The 19,712-nt window shown below is 59.9% G+C and carries 19 protein-coding genes and 1 pseudogene; 12 read left to right on the top strand and 8 right to left on the bottom strand.

The window, feature by feature from the left end:
• The first annotated feature begins 1,087 nt into the window (after positions 1-1,087).
• A complete protein-coding gene (locus tag EVC45_RS27490; protein WP_248295276.1) occupies positions 1,088-1,435 on the top strand; it encodes a PleD family two-component system response regulator in 348 nt (115 codons plus the stop codon).
• Between the two features lie 2,115 nt (positions 1,436-3,550).
• Here EVC45_RS27490 and EVC45_RS27505 read toward each other — a convergent pair.
• Positions 3,551-4,489, bottom strand: coding sequence for a LysR substrate-binding domain-containing protein (locus EVC45_RS27505; protein ID WP_129961365.1), 939 nt, complete (start codon positions 4,487-4,489; stop codon positions 3,551-3,553).
• Positions 4,490-5,025: 536 nt separating this feature from the next.
• Here EVC45_RS27505 and EVC45_RS27510 point away from each other — a divergent pair.
• From EVC45_RS27510 to EVC45_RS27520, 3 genes are all read left to right on the top strand, one after another.
• Entirely contained in the window at positions 5,026-5,187 is a 162-nt protein-coding gene (locus tag EVC45_RS27510) for a DUF1328 family protein (RefSeq protein WP_129961366.1), read from the top strand.
• Positions 5,188-5,352: 165 nt separating this feature from the next.
• Positions 5,353-5,835: a hypothetical protein gene (locus EVC45_RS27515; RefSeq protein WP_129961367.1), complete on the top strand. Its 483-nt coding sequence runs from the start codon at positions 5,353-5,355 to the stop codon at positions 5,833-5,835.
• A 109-nt stretch (positions 5,836-5,944) separates the two neighbouring features.
• Entirely contained in the window at positions 5,945-6,811 is an 867-nt protein-coding gene (locus EVC45_RS27520; RefSeq protein WP_129961368.1) for a formate/nitrite transporter family protein, read from the top strand.
• 295 nt (positions 6,812-7,106) lie between these two features.
• Here the strand turns inward: EVC45_RS27520 and EVC45_RS27525 are convergent, their stop codons facing one another.
• The 6 genes from EVC45_RS27525 to EVC45_RS27560 form a co-directional block, all read right to left on the bottom strand.
• A complete protein-coding gene (locus EVC45_RS27525) occupies positions 7,107-7,868 on the bottom strand; it encodes a DUF72 domain-containing protein (protein WP_129961424.1) in 762 nt (253 codons plus the stop codon).
• A 257-nt stretch (positions 7,869-8,125) separates the two neighbouring features.
• Complete coding sequence (locus EVC45_RS27530; protein WP_129961369.1) at positions 8,126-9,229, bottom strand: PHB depolymerase family esterase; 1,104 nt, start codon at positions 9,227-9,229, stop codon at positions 8,126-8,128.
• 41 nt (positions 9,230-9,270) lie between these two features.
• A complete protein-coding gene (locus EVC45_RS27535) occupies positions 9,271-9,693 on the bottom strand; it encodes a CopG family transcriptional regulator (protein WP_129961370.1) in 423 nt (140 codons plus the stop codon).
• A 1,264-nt stretch (positions 9,694-10,957) separates the two neighbouring features.
• On the bottom strand, positions 10,958-11,305 hold the full coding sequence (locus EVC45_RS27550) for a hypothetical protein (protein WP_129961371.1): 348 nt from the start codon (positions 11,303-11,305) through the stop codon (positions 10,958-10,960).
• Between the two features lie 233 nt (positions 11,306-11,538).
• Positions 11,539-11,838 carry a hypothetical protein gene (locus tag EVC45_RS27555; RefSeq protein ID WP_306770798.1) on the bottom strand — a complete coding sequence of 100 codons (300 nt, stop codon included), beginning with the start codon at positions 11,836-11,838 and terminating at the stop codon, positions 11,539-11,541.
• Between the two features lie 40 nt (positions 11,839-11,878).
• Positions 11,879-12,154: a hypothetical protein gene (locus EVC45_RS27560; RefSeq protein WP_129961372.1), complete on the bottom strand. Its 276-nt coding sequence runs from the start codon at positions 12,152-12,154 to the stop codon at positions 11,879-11,881.
• Between the two features lie 576 nt (positions 12,155-12,730).
• Here EVC45_RS27560 and EVC45_RS27565 point away from each other — a divergent pair.
• The 5 genes from EVC45_RS27565 (at position 12,731) to EVC45_RS27590 (ending at position 17,131) form a co-directional block, all read left to right on the top strand.
• Positions 12,731-13,621, top strand: coding sequence for an SDR family NAD(P)-dependent oxidoreductase (locus EVC45_RS27565; RefSeq protein WP_248295277.1), 891 nt, complete (start codon positions 12,731-12,733; stop codon positions 13,619-13,621).
• A 229-nt stretch (positions 13,622-13,850) separates the two neighbouring features.
• On the top strand, positions 13,851-14,096 hold the full coding sequence (locus tag EVC45_RS27570) for a hypothetical protein (protein ID WP_129961373.1): 246 nt from the start codon (positions 13,851-13,853) through the stop codon (positions 14,094-14,096).
• Positions 14,093-14,437 carry a hypothetical protein gene (locus EVC45_RS27575; protein ID WP_129961374.1) on the top strand — a complete coding sequence of 115 codons (345 nt, stop codon included), beginning with the start codon at positions 14,093-14,095 and terminating at the stop codon, positions 14,435-14,437. The genes EVC45_RS27570 and EVC45_RS27575 overlap by 4 nt, the downstream gene beginning before the upstream one ends.
• A gap of 749 nt (positions 14,438-15,186) precedes the next feature.
• The gene (gene phaP, locus EVC45_RS27580; RefSeq protein ID WP_129961375.1) at positions 15,187-15,690 is read left to right on the top strand and encodes a TIGR01841 family phasin; all 504 of its coding nucleotides are present in this window, start codon (positions 15,187-15,189) and stop codon (positions 15,688-15,690) included.
• Between the two features lie 967 nt (positions 15,691-16,657).
• Positions 16,658-17,131 (top strand): PRC-barrel domain-containing protein, encoded by a 474-nt coding sequence (locus EVC45_RS27590; RefSeq protein WP_129961426.1) that lies wholly within the window; start codon positions 16,658-16,660, stop codon positions 17,129-17,131.
• Between the two features lie 265 nt (positions 17,132-17,396).
• Here EVC45_RS27590 and EVC45_RS27595 read toward each other — a convergent pair whose 3' ends face one another.
• Entirely contained in the window at positions 17,397-17,606 is a 210-nt protein-coding gene (locus EVC45_RS27595) for a hypothetical protein (protein ID WP_129961377.1), read from the bottom strand.
• Between EVC45_RS27595 and EVC45_RS27600 the strand changes: the two are divergent.
• The 3 genes and pseudogenes from EVC45_RS27600 to EVC45_RS27610 all read left to right on the top strand — a co-directional run.
• Positions 17,566-17,715 (top strand): annotated as a pseudogene (locus EVC45_RS27600) (transposase); the annotation flags it as partial. The gene EVC45_RS27595 and the pseudogene EVC45_RS27600 overlap by 41 nt on opposite strands.
• Positions 17,716-17,824: 109 nt before the next feature.
• The gene (locus tag EVC45_RS27605) at positions 17,825-18,499 is read left to right on the top strand and encodes an HAD family hydrolase (protein WP_129961378.1); all 675 of its coding nucleotides are present in this window, start codon (positions 17,825-17,827) and stop codon (positions 18,497-18,499) included.
• Between the two features lie 245 nt (positions 18,500-18,744).
• Positions 18,745-19,680, top strand: coding sequence for a hypothetical protein (locus tag EVC45_RS27610; RefSeq protein WP_129961379.1), 936 nt, complete (start codon positions 18,745-18,747; stop codon positions 19,678-19,680).
• The last annotated feature ends 32 nt before the right edge of the window (positions 19,681-19,712 follow it).

Raw genomic sequence — 19,712 nt, forward strand, 5'->3', positions numbered from 1 at the left:
AGCGTCATGCTCCGCGTGTCTCTAGGTGGGGGATTTTAGGTGCCCACAGGTGGGGGAATTTGCCCGCCCATCGGGGCAGGAACTCGTGAGCTTTCCGGAGCAGTTCGATTTTCTCACTGAGCGGGAAGCGTTCAAGTACGGAGAAAATCGGGCGTACACTTTTGTCGATTCGATGTTGTCGACGCCTTCTGAAAGGCGCAGGCTGCACGACGCGCTCGCGCAGCCCGGTACGCGCCAGGACGTTTAATGGTTCGCGCTAGCGCGAGCGCTCTTGCTGAGGCGGGAGCGCAGTCGCGTGGGATGACATTCAACTCCCCAGGCCGCGCTGCCAACGACCACGATCGACGTGCGGTGGCAGCGCAGGAGCTTCGAAATCTCCATGGAGGACGGCATGGCCGACACGGCCAATCGGCCATCGCCACGCTTTCGCCCGCTTACTGCGCACTTGAGGCAGCCGTATCCGACGCGCCTTTAGCATGCGATCCTTTCTGTGGGAGCCGGGTGGGCGATTTCGCCGTCGAACCTTTCGACATGGAGGTGGAACCATTGGTCGCACCTGTATTCGGCGCACTGGATCCCGCACCACCTTGGCCCGCTCCGTTTGCTCCTCCAGCCACTCCAGCTCCAGCGCTCGTGCCACCGCCACCGCCCTGCCCATACGCCGCGCCGAGCGACGCCAGCGCTAATGCGATACCAACGGTTACCGTTTTCATTGCTTTCATGATTACCTCCCTTGAATAACCGCAAACCCGCCGCAACGCCGGTGGATGAATCCGAGCGATATGCGTCGGGTGTCAACTCTCGCGCGGCGGCATTTCCCGAAGCGCAACGAATATGCCAGACCCTCGTCACAGCCGCATCTCGCCTGCTGCCGGCCCACAACCTTCCATCGACGCCCAATTCCGGCCGTCAGGATGGCGCCCCTGCCCCGAGGAAAGGCTAGTCAGGAACCTGTGCACAGTACGGCTACCAAAGGCCTCATGATCTACCGACGGGAAGCTCGATACGCCGCGCGAACGAATTCGCGCATGTGGGTACTTTGAGCGGCACGAAGCTGCCAAGAATTTCCCGACCTAGATAAGTTTTCATGGCGAGCGTGCTGCTGGTAGACGATGATGTGGACACGTTTGCCGCGTGGGCCGCCATCTGTGTCGCCGACGGATTTGAAGTAAGACGCGCGACCGATGGGCAATCCGCACTGAGAATGTTTATCGACTTTCCCGTCGATGTGGTTGTCGCCGATTGGCGGATGCCGGTTATCTCCGGGAGCGAGCTCTGTCACCGTTTGCGCACTCTCCCCGAATCTAGCAGACGTTGCTTTTATCCTGATTTCCGGCGAGCCCAGCCCACCTGCCTTCGTCAGCTACGACGGGTTCCTCCACAAGCCCGTAGATGGGCTACTTCTATTGAATACGATCCGACGTCTGCTAGCTGAGCCCATAACCCACCGACGACGACCGCGGGACGGGATAGCGTAGCCAACGAACCTTCTACTTCTGAACGTTGTGGGGCCGGCGCCTATGCAGCAATACCGGGCCCTTCATCCCGCCGATTCAACGGACGGCTCCGCTTGCTCCCTCGCTCGCCGCTTCATGAGCTCGGCGGCTCGCGCCACCACCAATGACCCAAGACATTCAGCGGTCGAATCCGGAACATGGCAAGTTACAGCGCTTGTGCCGATCAACTGACTCCAAGCTTTCATTGCGCCGGCCTCCGCAGCACTACTTCTGCATTCGAATCGTCGTGACATCCCGTTCCCTCTCGCTCGTGACTCGCACATCCTAGTCGCCGCCCGCAGTTCATCACGAAGGGAACGCCTCCATACCGACACCTCATGGACGCCCCGTATCCGATTTCAATGATGCTCCATTGGTTATGAAGCCGGCTTCGATGTGGCGTAACGGCAAGGCGCCGCAGTTTTTTCAAGACGCCAGCCGTCTAACGCGCGGTGCTATTAGCACAAAACATCTTGCGAGCCATGCCGCGCAATACCTGAATCAGAACGGCTCCACGAATCACGATGGGACATCCTCGGTGGCAGGGTTGCCGTCGACAGCACGGCATGCGTTTTGCATTAAGAACACTTAAGCGCAGGCGCAGCGAGGGAGCCAGTCGATGAAAGTGCGAGTGATTCTTTCCGGGCAGTCGCTGATCGTCGAGCCCGACCCCGCCCTGGCGCTGGTCAGTGAGCCGATGTATTGGGAATTCGTTGCTGCGGCGCGCAATCTGCTGATCAGGTGGGAGTTTTGTTTTGAGGACTGCACTCCTTTCGGTTCCGCGCTGAAACGCCCTGTGACTGAATTCGCGCCGATTGCGCCTGCTGGTAGCACTGTGGCTTGCCACCGTCGGCCGTCGCCGTTGTGCCGGGCGACTACGAGTACTGTGTCCGCGCCTACGACGCAACCACCGAAGAGATGCTCGCGGACTGAGATCCGCAGCTGATCATTTTGTCGTAGCGCCTGAGCGCGCGACCGAAACCATCCGTCCGTGACCATCATGTCGGCGACGCAACGATCGCAAATGATGCGCCGGGATCGCAGGCCAGAGTAAGGTGATCTGGCATTGAGAAAGTGGTAGCGCGCGTACCTGGTCTTCCTGTGTGTAGGAGGAGCCTCACTTAGCTTGAAGGGAGATGCTTGCTTCGACCGGCGCGCGCGCAAATTCATCTATGTCCCATGCGCTTGCGTCCTGACGTACGACGGATGCCACGGATGGCAAAACACTGCCCGACTCTGCTTTGAATCCGCGGCCCGGCATTCGGCGTCCTTGTCTAAGATGAACCATCATCCCCGAACAAAGGCCCGAGAGACTTCAGAAGTCTCGCAAGCCGTGCTTGCTGCTCCGGAGCCAGCCCCTGTGTTGCTTTTACCTGTTCAACCCGCGCGCGCCAGTAAGTCCGGCTGAATATGGAGTCCGCGCCATCGGTTGACAGGATCCGTTCAAGGTGGGTTATCGCCGCTTCGGCAGTATGTCGGGTATAAGGACTCGTCTTTTCCGCAGGCCCTCTTTTTGTTGCTTTTGTTTTCATTCACTTCTCACTTGCGGTAACCCGGCTGAATTCGGTCATACCTCAGCTCTCTCGTCGAGCCCGATTTCTGTCAACCAACTCATGCTGCCGGTCCTTTCCGGTGTTATCTGAGAACTCTCGTCTCGTCTCGTTTCCCACGCGAGGCGGTCCGACCACATTCGCCCATGCGTTTGATGCCCCCATTCCTGACGGTTCAGATGTCGTAGTATCCTTGCCCGCGACCGTTCACGGCGATAGTGACTAATCATCATGAACATCGCGATGCCAAGCGACGAGCCTCCGATGATGAGACCCATGCAAGTTTCCCTCATGACTCATTCCCCTGATGGAAGCACGAGGCTGTGCTTGAGCCGGCTCATCTCACCGGGTTGAAAATGGTCGGCGCATTTCCGTTTGCCGGCAAACGACGTTAACTCACGGCGTGTGAATACTGCTCACGCTCACAAACGAACGTCGGCGGGACCGCTGCCGGAGATTGCCAGCGCGATCGTTGAATTTTGGCGGCCTTTTTTCACCGGACGCTCAGCCGGAAACGACGCAGGTCAGCCATCCGGCCGACTCTGCCCAGGCTGCGATGGACAGCTCCGTGTCTCGACCCTCCTTGAGTAACCATTCATAGAAACTTTCGGTCACGGGGTTCATGTGGCTTGCGCACGCAAAGTACTTCCGATATCTCGCTGCCCGCGCGCCAAAGGGGACGCATAGCCGGCTCGAAACGATCTCGTCGATGGCGAGGAAAAGCGGCACCAGGGCGATGCCGAGTCCCTCGGCCGCCGCGTGCAAGGCGTAGTACATCTGTTCGAACTTCAGTTGGGCGATTGGCTTCAGGTCCGGTACGCCGGCCTGGTCAAGCCATTCGTTCCAAGGGTACGGCTCTGTCACGTAGTGGATGAGCGTGTGGCCCGAGAGGTCACCGGGTTCGCGCAGGCGTCCTCCCTCAAGGAGATCACAGTGGCAAAGCGGCACGATGACCTCGGTCATGAATGGCAACGACACACAGCCCTGGATCGGCTCGCACGCACCACGAATCGCAATGTCATAGGTATTTTCATGGAAATTGACTGGTGCTATCGATGTCGTGAAGCGGATCTCGACATCGGGTCGCTTGCGCTGAAAACTGGAGATGCGCGCAATAAGCCAGCGCATCGTAAAAGTGGGTGGTGCGTTGATGGTTAACGTGCTGGGCGCCGCCTGATCCGCAAGATGCATCGACGCGACGGCAAGGCAGTCGAGCACCGCGGTCGCCTCGGCGAGATACCGACGGCCTGCTTCTGTCAGCACCAGCTGCGAGGCAGTGCGAAGGAATAGTGGTACGCCGAGCCATTGCTCCAGCGTCGCGACCTGCCGGCTGACGGCGCCATGGGTCACGTTCAGCTCCGTGGCGGCCCTGGTAAAGCTCACATGCCTGCCCGCTGCTTCGAAGGCTCTTACAGCGTTGAGGGGTGGAAGTTTTCTCGGCATCTCAGAAATTGGCCAATTTGGCGTCGCTAGCGAACTTTGTCATGGGCCTGCGGGGTTACCGGTCTTCCGGCTTCGTCATGCCATGCAAAACGAACCCGACATGCCCATAGCCAGCAGAGCAGAGCGCGCGCAACGAGTATTCCCGCCTCTGCCCTCAATAAGCCTCGACGTCAAAATGCGCTTTGAAACAGGAGCCTTCCCTTGGAAAGCACTCGCAAAGACGCCGCAATGGACTTCAAGCCGCCCGACCGGAGCAATGTCCTTTGTCTTTCCTGGGGACTTCGCGCCGCGCGGGCAGCAAACCGCTTCGTCCCCGACCCGGAGCACCGCCGCACGATCGTGCCACCTGGGACTGCCGGCCAACCCATGACTTTCTTTCCATCGGGCCTATATGTGCTTGTTCGCTTCCAGCACATGTTGCCATTGCCCGCTTATAGGGTTTCTCCGCTCAAGACATCGAAGCCGCCGGCCCCATTCCCATAAGGAACGGTGCTTGCTGCATGAGGACATCACGTGCGATCGTAGGAGGGGCCGTCATGTTGTATTACGCACTTGTCTTTTTCATCATTGCGATCATTGCGGCAGCTTTCGGCTTCGGCGGCATCGCCGCAGGCGCCGCCAGTATCGCCAAAATCCTTTTCGTCATTTTCATCGTCATTTTCCTTATCACGCTTGTGATGGGGCTCATGCGGCGCTGACAGGATTCGTATTGGTTGTAAAGCCGGATATGGTCTCGGTCGCGGTGCAACGCCGCTACAAGCGCTTGCGGCCACCACCAATGAGGTTGCGATGGAAGTCTGCGGTGCTTGTCCCGTCGGGAAACCACTTCAGGTCCGGACCATCTGGCGATCCTTGCAAAGACGATGTTCATCGTCCCCTTCGATTCCCGGATCTTCCCTGCACTGCATCTGATCATCGGCATAGTCATGGTCGTTGTCTTTGCTGCTGGCCTCTCGCCGAACGAACGCCATTTTGCGAAAGCCGGGCGCATTAAAGGGGCTGGTCTTTACTGGCATTCGTCGACGTCGGGTGGATTTTCCTTCATCCCTTGCTTTGCCTCAGTGGATGACCCTGGGGCGCGTGGAATAGCACGATCATCTTCTTATCGTGGTCGTGAAAGCGTTGCCTGTGGCGATCTGCTTCATGGACTCCGCGCTGGCTCGCCGATGCTGCGCATCGCCGCGGTCACTCAGTTGCTGGCACTCTGCCTGCTGTTCGGCTTGAGCGGTACCGATTATTCGACGCGAACCATCCAGGTAGCGTCCTGGCAGGAGCCGGCCGGGACGCCAGATGCGGAAGCCGCTGGTCATAGAGCCGTCCGGCGACCGCCGAGCGGATGCGCTTAATCTCGGAGTCGAGGATAGTGCGGACGACCTCTAGACGTCGCTGCTACAGGTTGCAGACAGGCGCGCGGCGTGCGGGGGCGATCGCGGCAAACAACATGGAGCGTTGTGAATGACAAGCCAGCCCGAAACAAACGACGAGCACCCGGCCGGACATGCGTCGCCACATCTCGATGACGAGGAGCGCGACCAGGCCTCCGCGCATAGTTCCCCTCGCGCACTCGTCATTCACGAGATCATCCGCGAGGAAGGAGAGACGGCGCTCGCACGCGCGCCGCTCGCATTGCTGTGGTCCGCGCTGGCCGCTGGACTGTCGATGGGCTTCTCGTTTTTAACAGAGGCGGTGCTGGAAAGCAAAACGTCGTCCAGTCACGACGGCACCTCGCTGACCGGCGCCGCGGGCTACTGCGTAGGCTTTATCATCGTCGTGCTCGGGCGCCAGCAACTATTCACCGAAAGCACGTTGACCGTGCTGCTACCGGTCCTGACGAGGCGCAGCCTGCGGGTTGCCGCTATCGCGCTACGGCTATGGCTGATCGTGCTCGCCGCGAATCTGGCTGGAACGTGGATGTTCGCGGGGATCCTCACGATGCCGACTTCCTTCGCGCAGAATCTCTCGCCGGTTCTCGACCAGTTGTCGCAAGCGCCGTACGGATCGAACTTCGTGTCTACCGCCTTGAAGGCGGTTCTCGCGGGATGGCTGATCGCACTGATGGTTTGGCTGTTGCCGAGCGCGAGATCCGCTGCCGTGCTCATCGTCGCCGTCCTCACGTACGTCGTTGCAGTGTGCGATCTGGCGCACGTGATCGCGGGCTCGGTGGAAGCGGCATACGCGGTGCTACGCGGCCATGCCGGCCTGCAGGACTACCTGCTGCGTTTTTGCGCGCCCACGTTGCTAGGTAATGTGGTCGGCGGTGTCGCACTCGTCGGGCTTCTGAACCACGCGTCGATCGCACCCGAGATGACAGGCCACGGCTGATTTCGGCCACGCGTACCGCCTTGAATCATACGTTCTCGCGGCCGCACGTGGCGGTCTTGGAAGAAATCGCCGTCCTCGCCCATTGCGTGGCAGGCGCCGCTTGCCGAATAGATTCGCGAAGGCTTTCCGTTGCCGCTGGGGACGTTTGCGCGCGCATCGCGCAGGCAATCGTCCACGCCCCGATATCCCCGGCCAAATCATCTCATGCCCTTCGAGGAGCGCGTCACGCGGACCTTTGACATCCTGATGGACTCTTGAAGAGATGTGGGCGCCATGATCTCCTCGACGGGCTAATTTAGCGAGCGGCCTCCTCCAGCTTCGCCATCAGTGTTAGGGCGTTAGGGACCGCTTCACCGCGCGCGGTATTGTCGAAAATACACCAGACCTCGGAGGCAGAGTGTCGAGCCTCCAAGAGCCGCGCAGCCACCGCTTCGAGGAACGCCTCGTCGTATGCCGAATAATAGATCTCTGGCGAGCCATGCAGACGGACGTACAGCGTCCCCGGATCACCAACCGGTTCGACGCCGGCGATCGGCGAAGGATGCGCGCGCACGCAGGCGATCCCAGCATTTTTCAGTGTTTGCGCACTCTCCTCGGTAAACCATGTGACATGGCGCGGTTCGCAGACGATATGCGCTGCCGTGAGGCTACGCATCAGCGTAAAAAAATCTCGTGTCGCGACTTCATCGAACGCCAGGCTGGGTGGCAGCTGCAGCAACAGGCACCCCAATTTTCCGCCCAATGATATGACCTCCTGCACGAATTCGCTGACGACCGCATCCGCGTCGCGCAACCTGAGTTCGTGCGTAATCCTCCGTGGAACCTTGACAGAGAACCGGAATGCATCGGGTACGCTTGCAGCCCATCGGGCATAGGTTTCCGGCCGGTGCGAACGATAGAACGACGAATTGATTTCAACCGAAGAAAAGATTTGCGCATATCGTTCGAGATGGCTACCTTGCGCGGGAAACCGGGCTGTCACCTTCGCTGACAGTCCCCATCCGGCACATCCGATTCGTATCGGCGATGCAGTGGAAGGACTCTCGCGATGCGTCACATGGAGCGTGGGGTTTCTATTCAGCAAAGTCGGAGCCAATGTTGGGTTCGTCAATCCGCAGCGTTGCCGACAGATTCTACTGATCGCGGTGAACCTGCCGTTCTCGCGCTGCCCATGCGGTGGGGGCCACACCCGGGCATGCTCGCGGCGAGTTTTTGATCGGTCTGCACGTTTAACGGTTTCAGAGGCGGGTTTGCTCAGCAATCGGCGTGGCGAAAACAACAGCCCGGGTCTATTTCGCGGCCCGCTTCATCGGGTCATCGCCGCTGATGATGCGCAAGAAAAAATCTCAGGATTTCCGCACTTGCATCAGGACCGACGGGGTCGGTGTAGCTGCCTCTCGCATTGCCGCCTGCCCACGCGTGCGGCCCTCCGTGAATAGTCCACAGTTCTGCATCGATACCGTCCGCTGAAACCAGCTGGGATACGGTGCAGGCACGTCGACCTGTATCGTTCCGACGCTGTTCGCGGTCGCCATGCGGTCGTGCGGCGAAACCATGAACAAGCTGCGTGGCATTCCGTATGTGAACAGTGGCGTCCGCATCTCCGTGGAAGACGATGACTGGCCGTTTCGGCAATGAAGTGACAGCGTCCATGGCATGCCGCGCCTGTCTGGAACGCCTGCCGCCCTTCATCGCCGCCAGCGCGGATGGAAGATCGTGTGCGCATCGAGCCGGAAGACCGGAATGCACCCCCGCCGCCGCGAACAGTTCGGGATACGTGTCAATCATGATCGCCGCCATTGCACCACCCGCGGACAGACCTGCGACGTACACGCGCTCAGGATCGACGTTGTGGGCTGCGATAATTTCCCGTGTTATGCCTGCGATCAATGACGGTTCACCGCGTTCGCAACGCTGATCATCGGGTTTGAACCAGTTCCAGCACTTCGACGGATTCGCCTGCTGCGGTTGCTCGGGATAGGCGACAAGAAATCGGTGCCGCTCAGCCAGCGCATTCATCTGCGTGCCTGCGGCGAAATCGTCGGCGTTCTGTGTGCAGCCGTGCAGCATCACGATCAATGGCAGCGGCTCGCTGTGGTTGCCCGCCGGCACATATAGTCGATATTGCCGGCGTCCCGCCGCATTCGAATACGCATGCGAGCTGAAATATGCCCGGTCCTCGACGTCAATGTGGGCTTCTCGCGCGTTGAGCGTTTCGGCGCCTTTTTTCGTCGGCGCCTCGTACACAACGGTGTCGGCTTCCGGGGTTACGCCGCCAGACGCCGCCCTGTTCGCGACGCCATCAGTTTCCCGCCGTAGGATACGCTGTATGGCCTGAGTAGCTTCAGTGGGTCCGCGGGTGCGCAGCAAAGTCATCGCTTCGCGCATTGAGTTCAGAAGGCTTTCTTCGAGTTTCATTCTGTTGGTCCGTTAAGGATTGAATATCTGTCGTTGCGCTGCTAGCGGATTCTGTCTGCGAGCGCCGTCTTGACTGCAGTCGACGCGTGAAAGGCCCCCAACACCACGACGCTTTCGATGGTCATGAGTGCGAGTTCCGGGGTGACGTCGCCAGCGATGCTGGCGAGTCCAAGCACCTGGATGTTGAGCCTCTGATGGGCGGCACGAACTGCCTCAAGATCCTGCCGGGAAAAATGCTGCAGGCCGAGCACGAGCGCACGGCGTGTCACCGTTTCCTGAACGACCTGTGCATGCAGCGCCAACTGATTGCGAATGGCGGTACGGATCAAATCTGTCCGGTTCGAATAAAAACCTTCTTCCACCAATAGATCGATTTGTCCGAGGTCGATAGGCCCGAGGTTGACGGTAATTTTTTCCGTCTCACCCTTGGGCCGACTTGTGCTGCGGAATCCAATTTTTTCCATTTTTCCATCCACCCAACATCCATATGGATGGTTATAGGCTTCTTTTCGCTGCATCGCAACATAAATTTAGTTCCGGCGACGTGCCCACAAAGCCTGGTTAGCGAAGCCGTGTCCCGGGCGACAGCGATGTACCTGTCAGGACGATCAGCCGTCGTCGGTTGCAGCATCGGGATTCGCTTCGCGCTATCGCGAGGCCACTACAGACTGACGGCCGTTCAACCTAAAGCTCCCTCGTCGGTGTCGTGTCGTAGGCTTCTGACATGCCATAGCCGGCATCGCAACTTGCGCACTGCAACCGTTGACGCGCCTGATCGCTTCCCGCTCCGCGGGCCGGTAGTCAGATCGCTCGAAAGCCTCTGATCGTCGTATGGTCGGTGTCGGTTTCGACTCGTGACGGCTGCAGTTGTCGAGGCGCTGCTCGTGTCGGGAAGGACGCAGACTGCGGCAAAACTGCTCGAGCAAGACAGGCGCAGCGGCGTCTCGAACGCGCCGCGCGGGGTTCTCATCTCGGCCGCCGGCGCGAGGGCAAGTCCGACGGTATTGCGTCGAGCTCATTACATCTTGACGTGCTGCGCGACCTCGTGCGGATCCAGTCGCAAATCTGCGTCCTCCCTTATCCGCTTCTCAAGCGAGAGGCGGATAACGATGCCGATCCGCAGGTCGCATGAAACATTTTAACGAGGCAGCTTCGGAGTAAATCAGGTGGCCTTTGTCGCAGATACATCGATCGTTCCTCCATGCGCCAGGACGATTTCCCGTTCGACGAGAAGACCCAGACCGAGACCGGCGCCAGCGCGAGGTGGCCGGATTCGCGTGCTCTTCAACGACGCCGAGTGCCGGTGGCGCTACCGCAGCGTTTGCCCGCAGGCACATCATGCGTGCTTGCGCGGCGTGCCGTCGACTGAAGTAGCGAAGGCCACGCTCGAACTGACCGAAGAGACACGCAGGCCCTTGCCTCCCGAGCAACCAGCGGCCGGGCGAAAAGGAAACCGCAGTGGCTGACGATCACGTATGCATGCAACGTTGACGTCCTCTTCTTAAATTCGTCAGTCGTATGTCTGCGTTTTCCGACGAAAATACAGGCGCCGTCTGTCGGCGCCAGTACACGTGCGGTCGTCACAGACCGGCATGAGTGCGCAAGCGACGTGTGCAACGAGCACTCGCCCGTGGCACGGCCAGGAGCTTCGCCCCGAAGCCGCGGATTGTTGGAGCGCATACGCAACAATTCGCCCCAAAGAACAGCATAGTCTGCGTGCAGTGGGGCTTACCGCTTCACCGCTTGCGTCGTCAGTTCGATCGCACGCTTGCCGGATTTCGAAGCCACCGACGCCGCAAGATCGAAATTGGCGCGCGTGACTTCGACGGCCTGCTGCCCGGCTTGCTGCAGCGTTTGATAAAGCATGTTGGCGACCGTCAGCGCGGAATCGAGTGCAGTGACGACTGGCACCGAACCAGCGGGAGCGAGCAACTGGCGGTTACAGGCCTGCGCCTTTTTGGCCGCGAGTGCGAATTGATTGCTCTGCAGCGTCCACCATTCCTGCGGCTCCTTCACCGACACAGTCTTCCGCGACAGGTCGAGCGCTTCATCGAGCGTCGAGCGGATCGTTTCCATACCCAGTCGGTAAGCTTCTTGACGATCTCAGCGTAGGCCACGCACAACTGAAAGTACATCTCGATGTTCATCCGCTGGCTCGCAGTGACCTGCTCTTCTGCCTGCATGATGGGTCTCCGTGAATGGCGATCCGGCACAGGCGCGCTTGTCATGCACTGGACAGCATGAAGACGCCCGCGATGCGACGACCGATAGCGGCGGGATCGGGCGGTGATCGAATGCGGAAAAGATACTCAGTGCTTTCCTGCTGTTGCCCGAAGCAACGATTCGCCGTCGAGCGTCAAGCGGGGACGTCGCACGCCGGAGGCGCGTCCTTCCAACGCGATCAGTTGCCGTTCGAGCAGTTTGTCGAGTTCTGCCCGATCGAGATCAATATCGTCGGGCAGGACTTGACCAGCATAAGCGTGGCGAACTCGTGAGGGCTCAGCATGTCTCGTCTCCGAAATATCGACTTGTTTTTGCCCCGACAGCTGCCGTGCCGCGACATCCGGGCAAGCGCTATCGTCTTTTATGACGACTGCGATCTGATCCAAGGCAAATCTTCTTGAACAGCGTTGCGAGTGACCCTGTCGGTCATTGCTCCGGAGGCAACGGATATCTCCTGACGTACTCGGCCACATCGCGTCGACCGCGCGCATCCAGCCTCGCTGCCAGGACATCCAGAAACGCCTCCAGCCGGTTCGCGCCATGCGTTTCGAGAAAGGTGAGTACGGTCCGTTCGACTTCTTCGCGCAAACTTGCATCCTGCTGGCAGCTTGCGATACAGGACGCACCGCGCGAGAGCTCCAGCTGAAAATCAATTTCACATTGGCTGTACGAAAGCCGTCTGCTTTGGACGCTGCCAGACATTTCATAGCCTCCCATGGACATTGTCATCGTTTTACGAATTGTATGCGGCATCTGTTATGAATATTATGCGGAGCTGTGTCCGTAACTCGCCATTTACGGACGATTGATCTGACCACGTTGAGCGCGGCGGAAAAACCATGGATGGGCGCCTCAGCCGCACCGGTACCATGTCCACTGTAGCGGCGAAACAGACATCGCACGGTCGGTTCAACGATCTCAGCGATAACTTCATACCGTAGCTTGACAGCCTATGTGCCCGCGGCCACATAGTGGTCGCAACGCCTTCAGAAAACCTTCAGCTTTTGCATTTACCGCTAACCGGCGATAGAGGCGGAACAGCGGGCTGCCAGCGCGCATTAAGCTCGGCACGCCTTATACCTTGCGCGGCATGGCGTCGTACCGCTAGCCGGAGTGCCTCAGACATGGACACCAGACTGCTCTGTCTCTGGGTCAATGCCGCCCCGAATGCGAGCCCGACGATGGGATGCTCACACGCGCGAGGTACAGGCGACCTGGCCGCTATCTGCTTGATGGTCCCAACAATGCGCATCGACGGATCGCTGCGTGAATGACTGCATGGCCCACGGCATCACGCCGAAGGACCTCTCTACCTTCGATGGATCAGCGATAGCCATGGCCGTTCCACAACTGGAAGACAAGTGGGTACTGGTGACGGGCGCGGGTTCCGGCATTGGCCGGGCAACGGCCATGGCGTTTGCCCGCCGTGGCGCCAGACTCGTGATCGCGGACAACGACCCGGAAGCGCTCGATGAAGTGGGCCTCGAGATAGCTGGGCTGAGACTCGAGTGCATCGCATTCCGGGTAGATGTTGCCGACGAGGCGGCAATGCTCAGGTTCGCGCGCGCGGTGCACGTCCTGATCGGTGCCGTGGATGTGCTCATCAACAACGCCGGCATTGGCTACCTCGGGCCCTTCCTGTATAGCCCGCTGGAATCATGGCGGCGCGTGCTCGATATCAATGTCATGGGGGTCGTGCACGGCTGTCACGTTTTCGGGCAAGATATGGTGAATGCTGGCGGCGCGCGTCAGATTGTCAACGTCGCGTCGCTCGCCGGTATTGCGCCGGCGCCGAACATGAGTGCCTATGCCGCTTCGAAGCATGCTGTGATGGGTCTATCCGATGTTCTGTCGATGGAACTGGCGGACACTGAGGTGGGCGTGACAGCGGTTTGCCCCGGCATCATCAATACCCCGATCACTACCGCCGCAGGCGCAATCTCATCGGCTATTTCCCTGGCCCAGGCCGACAAGCTACGCGCGTACTATGAGACAAACGGCGCCTCGCCGGACGTTGTTGCGCAGGCGATCGTAGATGCGGTGCGAAGCGGACGCTCGCTCGTGCTGGTCGGTCCTTATGCGAAGCGGATGTATCACTTGAAGCGTCTATCGCGCGCGCTTACGAAAGCACTCACGATCAGCGATGCGAGAAAGAACGGCTATCTTTAACGCCCGTGCTGGTGTCTTTGGGCCCGGTGCCGGAAGGCCCTCTCTCCAATCCTTTGCGGGACCGCAAATGAGCGCCATCAGCAGGACAGTGGGAGCCGATGTTAACTTCGCCGATGCTGCGCGAGCATCCATTTGCAAAGCGCGATGTTCGCATTTGAGAATGCGAAACAGGTGTCATGGATGCGAGCCCGAAGATGACGCGCTCCCGCCAAGGGGCAACAGGCGATCCTTGTCCTATCTGCTCGAAGGACGCGTGGCCGCGCCAGCGAAGATCAACCCGTGGCTGCTGGAGCTTGCAACGGACATCAATTTCCACGGTCCAGCGGACGCGTTCTGCTTCGACTCGCTCGCGGCGGTGCGCTGCGGAATCGATACGCGGGACGGGACGGCCGAGGCTCAAGGCTGGCTCCGTTGTCCGCCATCCGGTCGACATCTAGCCGATGACGACGCATCGACGGGGTACGTCCAGCCATGACCAGGACCGCCTATCTCATCGATCCCTGGACGCGCACCGTAAAAGCGGTGGAACGCACCGCAGTCGATGTCTCCAGTGTCCTGCAGGAGATCTATTGCCTGATGCACTGCGACTACATCCAGGCTGTGCATCTGCACGACGCGGGCTCGGACGTCATGTATCTCGACGAGGACGGCTACTGGAAGGACGCGCAGGCGTATTTTCACTGCCGGCTGTGGTCGGATCAAACGGTCGCGGGTCGCGCGCTGTGGGTCGGTAAGACAGCGGACGGCGACGACGCCAGTCCCTCGACGCCGCTCGACTATGTGCGCTCGCACATTGTATGGGGCGGCTTCAGATAGACATCGTTGCGCGCAAGGGCTTTGCAACGATGACAACACTTACCAGAGCATCCGCGCATGCCGTACTGCACTGATGTGACTGGCACCAGCCCTTCTCGCGCAGCGTCGCCTCCTGGCTGAGCAGCATGGCCTTCAGCGTTTCTCATCGTCGGGAAGTGGGTTCGCGCGCGTCACGCAGGCAGTTTACGCGCTAGCAACGACGTTGACAACGCTGAGGTCGGTCGTGCCGTTCTCGTCGTCCATGGCGGATCTGGCGTGTGGAACCCAGCTGCATCAGTACTACAACCGACGACCATACTGGTCCGCACCTGACGCGGGAGATGTGCCGCTGAATCCAACAGATGTGTGATTAGCATGGCCCACTGCGAGCGACCGGCGTTACAGTTCGAGACGGCATTGGACGTCCTTAAGTTAAGTATCCCTGGCTGTGCATTTTTTCGGCGCTGCTACCGCGCCCGTTCAATGACGGCCGTGTAGACCGCCAAGCCCGACAATTGCGCTTCAATCGTTACTGCCGCTTTCGTGGGTGACTCACAAAACCGTTGCGCAAACCTCTGTGCGTCCCACCTCGAGGGTGCGGACCAAATATCTCGTGTTCCTTGCCGGTGGGCCCCCCCCCGTGAATTTTATGTGTCAGACCGTTCTTTGATATGTCGCGGGAATAGTGATTGCGGCCCATAGGCCGCGTCAGTTCCACGCTGATGTTTTTCGACGGTAACCCTCCACTCCAATCCATTGAGGAAACGATCATGGCAAAAGAAGCCCTCGTTGTTGTTCCTGAAAACGGATACAAGGCAACCGAGCACGCGACGACGAATACTGCAGACGGGTATGCAACAGCCAGTCTTTACGTCGGCGCAGCGGAGAAGCTCTTCGAACTTAACCGCACCGCGGTTCTGACTTCAATCGATGAACAATGTGCCGTCGCGATCAAGGCAGCGGACGAGAGATCGCTTCTCGCCGCGTGGCGGCTGCAAGCCAGCTATGTATTTGCGGGGACGGCCAAGGCCGTTGCGTACTGGCGGCACGCCAGCGAAATCCTTTTGGATACCTATGCGGATGCGGTAAGCGATGCCGAGAATCGACTGAACCGTGGCTTCCTGGCGATGACAGGTGCACTGGAAGACATGACTGTCGGAGTGGGTTCTACGATCCTGACGGGAGATCCGGACCTCGCAACCGAGCGAATGAAAGAAACGGCGGACATCATTGCCCCCCCTGGAAATGGAAAATTTTCCGGGGCGGCGCGATAAATCACATCCAGGGTGCGCTTGCCCAGCCCAACCGCCAACACGACCTGATCGCTTTTCTCCGCGTGCCGGCGGTCAGATCGTTCGGAAGCCTCTGATCGCCGTATAGTCGGTGTCGGCTTCGGCCCGTGAGGATGGTAGTTACCACACGCACGAGCTAGCGCGCGTCGCCATTCTGGAACGCATGCAGATGTCGCGAAACGCGTTGGTCTTGGCGAACCGAACCGCCGCGTTGCCGGCCCCTCGGGCGGTATCGCGCTCTTCCGGCAGTAATGTGATCGCCTCGCTCGCCCAGGCACCGCACGTGGGGCTGATCCTTGCCCTGGCGGTTGGCGTCATTGTGCTTGGGCCACGCCGTACGTTGACGATCGCAAGTCGGGCCGGTATTACCGCGTGGATCGCTCGCACTGCGCGGCGGTCAGTCGCGCCTTGAAGCGGGACGCCGCTGCGTCGACGGCCCGTCACTGCACGAAATCGTCGCAGGGACGATGTTGCTGGCACAGCCTGCCCGGTCGGGGGCGACGTCTTTCCCTCCGTGATCGAAGAAGAGCAAGAGCGTCGCCCCGCACCTGGCTCCTGTTTTGCATTCGAGCTTGGCATTCGCCTACCCAAAACACGCACAACGTAAGAGTAGCGTGTCACCCGAGGTCGAAGGCTAACCCGAGCAGAAGTCCGTTTCGGACCAACTGCCTGTGCAACTAGCTGGTCCTCGGGGAACTTCGGTGATCGTTTCACCCGCAATCACCAAGAGCGGCGGCCACCGAACTTCAGCATCTGTTGTTACGCCGATGATCGGACTCCTTCACATACTGCGCGAGTGGGCGAGCAGGACGTCCATGGCGGCGGGCCGCCCCGCCGTTCGTCCCAGCCCCCGACGACGGTTTCTTCGGGTTGCGGAACAGATAACAACTCCCTGTTGGGCACGAGCCTTGCGGGCTAATGGAACACCATTCTTTGATGGAGGTGAATGATGGGCTCAATTAACCCGCAACGCGGCACTCAAAGCGGAGCTAACATCGTCGGCGCAGGCGTTGGCGAAGGCCCGGGGCCTGAGGTCATGGCTGCCGCGACGCTCGACGGGACCAAGGTGATGTCTTCAGACGGCGAACACGTCGGGAAGATTTCAGACATCATGCTCGATGTTCGCAACGGTCGCATCGCCTACGCCGTGCTCTCCGAGGGCGGCTTCCTTGGCATGGGTTCCAACCTGCACGCCATCCCGTGGAGTGCGCTCACTCTCGATACGGACCAGAAGTGCTTTTTTGTTGATATTGCGGCGCAGCGCCTCAAGGACGACCCGGGCTTCGACAAGGACCATTGGCCGGCGATGGCAGATGCGAAGTGGGGAGAGACAACGTACAGCTACTACAACAGGCAGCCGTATTGGTCCGCGACCCAGGAGGTAGTGGAAAACGACCCAACGTTCCGGCCGAGCGAGCATTAAGACGCTATCCGGTAAGCCGTCCGCGGCGGATGCCTAATTTGCCCGCTCAGCGCCTCTGCCACCATGACCTGCTTTGGTGGCATAGGCGCATTGCTTTAGCCACCAGACGCGCGAGAATACTCGCCACCTCAGGCTGCATCGCGCCCACCGCAAAGGCGGCCAAGGCGCCATGGCGATGCGAGCGGGCGTGGACAGCGTGAGGCGCGACAGCCTGCGCACGCGATATCCGAACGTGTCGAGCGGCGACGCGTCGCACTGGCGGAACTCAGTGCTGGCAGGCAATATTTATTTCACTGGAAGCCCCGCGATTGCTGGTGTTCAAGTGTTCTACATCCCAAATCCCGATTTTAAAGGCAGAGAAGTAATCCGATATATCAACGGTGGCGCGCCGACCGTAACGAAAACCGCGATTATGGACGTTCGGTAGCGTTGATAGCTGCAGCCCCCGGCACCTCGGCGCCACGATCGGCTTCATCGCACTGCTGCACATCTGGGGGCAGAATCTGGTTCACCATCCGCATCTGCACTACGTCATTCCTGGCGGCGGCCTTGCTCCCGACGGCACGCGCTGCAGATGGTCGTTCACTGTCGAGCGTGCCGATTCGGACAATTCATCGACGGAGGGTGGCACGTGTTGCGGGCTGGACCATTCATTGCGGCTAGCGGATATCGACGGCCATTTAGGAGCGCGCGATGGTGGAAGCGGCTATTTTTGACATCGATGGAACGCTCGTCGATTCGGTCGATCTACACGCGCTTGCGTGGCGCGAGGCGTTTGCGCATTTCGGCCATGATGTGAGCTTCGAGCAGGCTCGCAGCCAGATCGGCAAGGGCGGAGACAAGTTGCGGCTTGTCTTTCTCAGCGACGCTCAGAACCGCGATCACGGTGATGCACTGGAGCAATGGCGAAGTGCACACTTCAAGAAGCACTATCTACCGCTCGTGCGCCCGTTCTCGGCGGTGCCGGATCTGCTGCGCCGCATACGTGACAAGGGCCTGAAGCTGGGCGCCGCGTCGTCGGCGAAACAGGATGAGCTTGAGGTCTATCTGGAGATTGCCAAGGTCGGCACACTGTTCGACGCGACCACTTCGTCGTCGGACGCCGACCAGTCCAAACCTGCCCCGGACATCTTCGAGGCTGCGCTACACAAGTTGGGCAGCGCGCCGGAGAACGCGATCGCGATCGGCGACTCTCCTTACGACGCGCAGGCTGCCGGACGCCTCGGGATGCGGACCATCGGTCTCTTGTCGGGTTGTTTCACCGAGCAGGCACTACGGGATGCCGGTTGCATCGCGGTGTATCCAGGACCGGGAGCGCTCTTCGCGTGCCTCGATGCGTCCCCGCTACTCGCCGGCGGCGGATACTGACGGAGTGCAATCGAACCCACTGTCGTAACAGAACCTTCCCGACTATGCCACCAACCAGTTTGCAGGGTCGCAAGAGTTGCTCGCGTGCCCAACGCGTGGCGCGGTGATTCCCGTCGACAGCGAATGACGGCGACTGTCGCGGCACAAAAAATGCGATAGGCGATGCGTTCATGCCCCGCAGCTGGTGATCACCAGGGTAGCGGATAACGCAGAGGTCAGCGTCGACAAATTCAGGGAGATGGCACATGGAATCAGCAAAAATTCCAACGGATTATCCTTTTTCAGCAAATGATCCTGCCACCTTTGCCCATCGATACGGTGGTGCGGTCTCATGGGAAGCGGTATTCGCTGGCGGCGTTGGCGCGGCAGCATTCGCACTGATCCTGTTGACCCTGGGCACGGGCCTCGGTTTGACGTCGCTTTCTCCCTGGTCGTCCGGCACCGCGAACGCAAAAGCGTTCGGTTTTGCCGCGGTGATCTGGGTATGTGTCACGTCCATTCTCACGTCCGGGCTTGGCGGTTATCTGGCCGGACGTCTGCGCCGCCGCTGGCTGGACGTCGACGCCGACGAAATGCATTTTCGCGACACTGCACATGGCTTCCTCAGCTGGGCCGTGGCCACCCTTTTCACCGCGGCTATCCTGACTTCGGCGGTCTCGGGCATCGCCCGGATTGGCGCACAAACCGCCGCGGCGGCAGCATCGGGGGGCGCCCAAATCACGACGGAGTCAATGCAGCGCGGAAACGCGGTCGCCGGAATCAATACGTGGCCGCTCGGCTATCTGATCGATTCACTGTTCCGCATGCCTGCGGGTGCGCAGATCGCGCCTGCCGCGGGAACATCGGTACGCAGCGCTGTACCGCGCGCGGAAATTGCGCGCATCTTTCTCAATAGTGCTGCGACAGGCGATCAGTTGTCGCCCGAAGACACGGCCTATCTGAGCCAACTCGTCGCACAGCAAACTGGCCTCGCTCCCGCTGCTGCGCAAGCGAGAGTCACGACGACCTATACAAGGCTACTGCAAAAAATCAGCGCGCTCGACACAGCTGCGAAACAGGCCGCCGACAAGGCCCGCAAGGCCGCGATCGGAGCGTCGTTGTGGCTCTTCGTTTCTCTGCTGATGGGTGCATTCTCAGCCAGTCTGATGGCAACGTATGGTGGCCGCGCGCGCCAGCTCTAACCGGAACTTCGATCACTTTCTCAAGGGGAATT

Source organism: Paraburkholderia sp. UYCP14C (genome assembly GCF_004197395.1).
GTDB lineage: Bacteria > Pseudomonadota > Gammaproteobacteria > Burkholderiales > Burkholderiaceae > Paraburkholderia.